This window comes from Albidovulum inexpectatum (assembly GCF_002927635.1).
GTDB classification, from domain to species: domain Bacteria; phylum Pseudomonadota; class Alphaproteobacteria; order Rhodobacterales; family Rhodobacteraceae; genus Albidovulum; species Albidovulum inexpectatum.
Genome location: NZ_PRDS01000021.1, coordinates 1 through 5,235, shown reverse-complemented (window position 1 = coordinate 5,235; position 5,235 = coordinate 1). Strand labels below are relative to the sequence as shown.

At 67.6% G+C, this 5,235-nt stretch carries 6 protein-coding genes; 4 read left to right on the top strand and 2 right to left on the bottom strand.

The window, feature by feature from the left end:
• Both LV82_RS14650 and LV82_RS14645 read left to right on the top strand, forming a co-directional pair.
• Positions 1-639, top strand: a 639-nt coding sequence (locus tag LV82_RS14650) for a DNA-methyltransferase (protein WP_146065192.1), incomplete at its 5' end; no start/stop codon positions are given.
• A complete protein-coding gene (locus LV82_RS14645) occupies positions 636-860 on the top strand; it encodes a DUF7220 family protein (RefSeq protein ID WP_104072945.1) in 225 nt (74 codons plus the stop codon). The genes LV82_RS14650 and LV82_RS14645, both read left to right, overlap by 4 nt.
• 46 nt (positions 861-906) lie before the next feature.
• On the opposite strand, the gene LV82_RS14640 is transcribed toward LV82_RS14645, so the two are convergent.
• Both LV82_RS14640 and LV82_RS14635 read right to left on the bottom strand, forming a co-directional pair.
• Entirely contained in the window at positions 907-1,491 is a 585-nt protein-coding gene (locus LV82_RS14640; protein ID WP_104072943.1) for a DUF3489 domain-containing protein, read from the bottom strand.
• Positions 1,492-1,585: 94 nt separating this feature from the next.
• Positions 1,586-1,855: a hypothetical protein gene (locus LV82_RS14635; RefSeq protein ID WP_104072942.1), complete on the bottom strand. Its 270-nt coding sequence runs from the start codon at positions 1,853-1,855 to the stop codon at positions 1,586-1,588.
• 110 nt (positions 1,856-1,965) lie between these two features.
• Between LV82_RS14635 and LV82_RS14630 the strand changes: the two genes are divergently transcribed.
• Both LV82_RS14630 and LV82_RS14625 read left to right on the top strand, forming a co-directional pair.
• Positions 1,966-2,577: a hypothetical protein gene (locus LV82_RS14630; protein ID WP_104072940.1), complete on the top strand. Its 612-nt coding sequence runs from the start codon at positions 1,966-1,968 to the stop codon at positions 2,575-2,577.
• Positions 2,525-5,235, top strand: a 2,711-nt coding sequence (locus tag LV82_RS14625) for a terminase gpA endonuclease subunit (protein ID WP_211289224.1), incomplete at its 3' end; no start/stop codon positions are given. The genes LV82_RS14630 and LV82_RS14625, both read left to right, overlap by 53 nt.

Sequence of the window (5,235 nt, the reverse complement as noted above, 5' to 3'; positions counted from 1 at the left end):
TACGGCGTCACCTGGGACGACAGTTCGCAGGGCGCGGAGCTCTACGACGACTTCATCGCCGCGGCTGTCGCCGAGGCGATCACCGAGGATGCCGCGTGGTATTGCTGGCACGCCTCGCGCCGCCAGGCGATGCTGGAAGCCTGCTGGGAAAGGGCGGGCGCCTTCGTGCACCAGCAGATCATCTGGGTGAAGGACCGCGGGGTGCTGACCCGGTCGCACTATCTATGGAAGCACGAGCCCTGCTTCATGGGCTGGCGCCGGCCGCACCGCCCGCCCAAGGTCGCCGAGGAAACGCTGCCCTCGACCTGGGAGATGCCGAGCTTCGCGAAAGATGAGCGTCCCGACCACCCGACGCCGAAGCCTCTCGATGCTTTCGGGATCCCGATGCGCCAGCACGTCGCCCGCGGCGGCCTCTGCTACGAGCCGTTCTCTGGCTCCGGCTCGCAGATCATGGCGGGCGAGGCCAACGGACGCCGCGTCTACGCGATGGAGATCAGCCCCGCCTATGTCGACGTGGCGGTGGAGCGCTGGCAGGCAGAGACTGGCCGCGACGCGATCCTCGACGGCGACGGCCGGACCTTCGCGGCGGTGAAGGCCGAGCGGTTGGGCATGACCACGAAAGACAAGGAGATGGCATGAAACAAAGCCGGACCATGTCGTTGATCGAGGCCATCGCCAATGTCGTGGTGGGATACTGCGTCGCCGTGCTGACGCAAATCCTGATCTTCCCGATGTTCCACCTGCACACGAGTTTGGCGCAGAACCTGAAGATGGGCGCGGTGTTCACAGTGGTGAGCGTCGCGCGTTCCTTCGCCCTGCGCCGGCTGTTCGAGGCGATCCGGGTGAGAAACGCGGAATGAAAATCCGCCGCCCGGGGTTGGGCGGCGGTGGTTGGCTCGAATGGCCTCAGTCGCGGATGGCGTACACCCTGCCGCGCCCCTCGATTTCCTCGGAGGTGATGGTCAGGCCGAGCTTCTTCTTGAGCGCGCCGGCCATCGCACCCCTCACGGTGTGCGGCCTCCACTGAAGGGCCGTGGCGATCTCGTCGATGGTGGCGCCGCCCTCGGCGCGCAGCATCTCGATGAGCCGGGCCTGCTTGGTGCCCGCGCGCGGCACGCGCGTCTTGGGCGCTGGATCGGCCTTGGCGGGGTCGTCCTGCGGGTCCTCCGCACTCAGCGCATCGTCGGCGCACGTGGGCGCGCTGTCGCCGCCTTCCGGCTCGATCCCGATGGCGGCGAGGCCCGCATTGGTAATGTGCAGCAGGATCGCGCAGCCGTCCTCGTCATTGCGCCAGATGCGGTTGAGCGCGGGATCGGCCTTTGTCTGGCTGTCGGTGAAGGTCTCGGCGATGAGCCCGCGCTTCATGAGCGCACCGATCACTTTCTGTGCGGCGCCACCACGCAGGGAGCCGGGCAGCGGCAGAACATTCCGGTCCTCGCGCTGCGCGGCGGCGCTGAGGATCACGAGTTGGGTATCGGAAAGCTTGGTCATCCGGGGTCTCCTTCATCGGGGCCCGCGTCATGCGGCACCTTCTACGACCCCGAGCCGCGCCTCGGCGCGGCGGGAGTTCCGGCTGTGCCGGGGATCACTCGGCGAATTCGCCCTCACCGAACAGGAAGTCGGTGATCTCCCTGAGGTCGCTGGCGACGTGGTCGAGCGACCCGACGGCTCCCCAGTTGACGGCTTCGGGGTCGAACCCGAAGTGATCGTCGCTGAGCGCCTGCAGGCGGGCGAGCATCTCGTCGATTTCGGCCTTTTTGCCAATGAAGGCGTCCAGAGCGGCCTCGTGGTTGCGCCGGGCCTTCTCGGCCCGGAGTTCGTGCCGGGGTGTGGTCTGGGGGTTCAGGCGGGTCATGGCGGGCTCCGTAGCTGAGTTGCATCGTTTTCGTGGAACCAGGTTCGCTCTGCTTTGGAGGCATATCAACTACATAAGCACATGATTTTGCATGATAATCGGAGCGCTCAATGGAGGGTATGAGCGAGCGCCAATACGCCGCCCGTGTCGGCCTTTCGCGCGGTGCGATCCAGAAGGCCAAGGCGACGGGACGGCTGGTGCTGCACGGGGATGGCAGCATTGACGCAGAGGCCAGCGATGCCCTGCGCGCGCACGCAACCGATCCATCGAAGACCCGCAAAGCGCCAAAGGCGAAGCTGAAACCCGTTCCGGAAGCGGCGGTGTCCGCCGTTGGCGACACGCTCAAGGAACAGGGGATGGCTGCGCCGCCGGTTGGCAGCGGCACCACGTTCCTGCAGGCCAAGACGGCCAACGAAGTGCTTAAGGCTCAAGAACGCCGCCTCCGGCTGCAGAAACTCAAGGGTGAACTGATCGACCGCGCCAGGGCGGAGACGCTGATGTTCCGGCTCGCGCGCGAGGAACGCGACGCGTGGGTGACCTGGCCGGCGCGGGTGGCCGCGCAGATGGCGGCGGAACTCGTCGCGGCGCTCGAAGACCCGGAGACCGCCGCGAACGGCATTTCAGAACCAGCGGTGACGACCGCGTTGATCCAGAGACTGCTCGAAACCCATGTCCGCGCCCAGCTCGACAGCCTCGCCGATGTCCGGCCGAGGCTCGGATGAGAATGCGCTCGACTTCGACGGAGCGGAGGGACTTCTTCGGGCATGGCGCAGCGGCATCCGTCCCGATCCCGACCTGACGGTTTCGCAATGGGCGGATCGGCATCGGCGGCTGGGCTCGCGCGCCTCCGCGGAGCCGGGCCGGTATCGCTCTGCGCGCACGCCCTACATGCGCGAAATCATGGACCGGCTCTCGCCGGGCGATCCCACGCAAAGGGTCGTGTTCATGAAGGCCGCGCAGGTCGGCGCGCCGCTTGCGCTCGATACGCCCGTACCGACTCCGTGCGGATGGACGACCATGGGCGAGATCGCCGTGGGCGACCTGGTCTACGACGAGGGCGGGCGCATCTGCCGGGTCACCGGCCTGTCGCCGGTGTTCGAGGATCGTCCCTGTTTCGAGATCGCATTCGACGACGGCGAACGTATCGTCGCGGATGGCGATCATCGCTGGCCGGTCTGGGACTTCACGAACGACCGTCCCGTTGCGCGCACGCTGACCACGGCGGAGATGTCCGGGCGCGTGAGGATCGGGGCCCGGGCCAGGCGTCACCGCTATGCCATCGACTGCTGCGATCCGGTCGACATGCCGGAGCAGGACCTGATCCTGCATCCCTACGTGCTGGGGCTCTGGCTCGGGGACGGCTCGTCGGTCATGAACCACATCTCGGTGCACGAGGAGGACGCCGAGATCGTCGAACACCTGCGGGACTGCGGCGTCGAGGCCGAGTTCCGGCTGCCGAAGTGGCGCAAGGGCCGGGTTGCCAATGTCGTGATCGACCCGACCCTCCGGATGCGGCGGGCGGATGGCGCGTCGCTCTCGAGTGCTTTCCGCTCGCGCTTCGTGACGCGACTGCGGCAGCTCGACCTGCTGGACAACAAGCACGTGCCGCTGCCCTACATGCGGGCCAGCCGCGCCCAGCGGCTGGAGCTTGTGCGCGGGCTGATGGATTCCGACGGCACGATCACGCCGGACGGCAAGCGCTGCGAGTTCTCGAACGCCGACCGGGGCCTCGTCGATGCGATGGTCGAGTTGCTGCGCGGGCTCGGGTACAAGCCCGCGATCTATCATGGGCGTTCGCGCAGCAAGGTCATCGGGCGAGACGGCCGTGCGACAACGTCCGGGGAATACTGGCGCGTCTCCTGGACCGCCTATGCCGAGGAACCTATGTTCCGGCTCTCGCGCAAACGGGCGCGGATGCGCCCGATCGAGAGCGGGCGACCCTGGAAGAGCCGCCGCCGGCGGATCGTGGCGATCCGGCCGGTGCCGAGCGTGCCGGTGCGCTGCATCGAGGTGGACTCGCCGAGCCACCTGTTCCTGTGCGGGAGGGGCTGGATCCCGACGCACAACACCGAAGCCGGAAACAACTGGATCGGCTTCGTGATCCACCAGGCACCGGGGCCGATGCTGGCTGTCCAGCCGACGGTGGAACTGGCGAAACGGAACTCCCGCCAGCGGATCGACCCGCTGATCGACGAGAGCCCGGAACTGCGGGAGCGGGTCAAACCGGCACGCTCGCGGGATGCTGGCAACACGATGCTGTCCAAGGAATTCGCGGGCGGCATCCTGATCATGACCGGTGCGAACTCGGCGGTCGGGCTGCGCTCCACCCCGGCGCGCTACATCTTTCTCGACGAGGTCGACGCCTATCCGGCGTCGGCCGACGAGGAAGGCGATCCGGTGACGCTGGCCGAGGCGCGGTCGCTGACCTTTGCCCACCGGCGCAAGGTGTTCCTGGTCTCGACCCCGACGATCCGGGGGCTCTCCCGGATCGAACGCGAGTTCGAGGCATCGGACCAGCGGCGATACTTCGTGCCGTGCCCGTATTGCGGGCAGATGCAGTGGCTGAAATTCGAGCGGCTACGCTGGGAGAAGGGCCGGCCGGAAACGGCGGACTACCGTTGCGAGGCCTGCGAGGTGCCCATCGCGGAACACCACAAGACGGCGATGTTGCAAGCGGGCGAATGGCGTCCGACCGCCACGGCGGCCGATCCGAACACCGTCGGCTATCACCTCTCGGCGCTCTATTCACCCATCGGCTGGCTGAGCTGGGAGCGGATCGTGCGGGCATGGGAGGCGGCCCAAGGGTCGGACGAGGCAATCAAGGCGTTCCGCAACACGATCCTTGGCGAGACATGGGTCGAGACCGGCGAGGCGCCCGATTGGCAGCTGCTTTACGACCGGCGTGAACGCTGGAATCCGGGCATCGTTCCCGCGGGCGGATTGTTCCTGACCGCCGGGGCGGACGTGCAGAAAGACCGCATCGAGGTCGATGTCTGGGCCTGGGGGCGTGGGCTCGAAAGCTGGCTTGTCGATCACGTGGTGATCGAGGGCGGACCCGACCGGCAGGATGCCTGGGGCGACCTGACCGAATTGCTCAGCCGTACCTGGCCGCATGAGCGCGGCGCGCATCTGAAGATCGCGCGGCTTGCCATCGACACCGGCTACGAGGCTCCGGCGGTCTATGGCTGGGCGCGGGCGGAGGGCTTTGCACAGGTCGCGCCCGTCAAGGGCGTCGAGGGGTTCAATCGGGCAAGCCCGGTCTCCGGGCCGACCTATGTCGACGCCACCGAGGGCGGCAAGCGCCTGCGGCGGGGCGCGCGGCTTTGGACCGTGGCGGTCTCGACGTTCAAGGCCGAAACCTACCGCTTCCTGCGGCTGGC

Excerpts from the sequence above, each read along its gene's own strand:
- LV82_RS14645 (WP_104072945.1), top strand. The coding sequence starts at position 636 with ATGAAACAAAGCCGGACCATGTCGTTGATCGAGGCCATCGCCAATGTC.
- LV82_RS14640 (WP_104072943.1), bottom strand. The coding sequence starts at position 1,491 with ATGACCAAGCTTTCCGATACCCAACTCGTGATCCTCAGCGCCGCCGCG.
- LV82_RS14635 (WP_104072942.1), bottom strand. The coding sequence starts at position 1,855 with ATGACCCGCCTGAACCCCCAGACCACACCCCGGCACGAACTCCGGGCC.
- LV82_RS14630 (WP_104072940.1), top strand. The coding sequence starts at position 1,966 with ATGGAGGGTATGAGCGAGCGCCAATACGCCGCCCGTGTCGGCCTTTCG.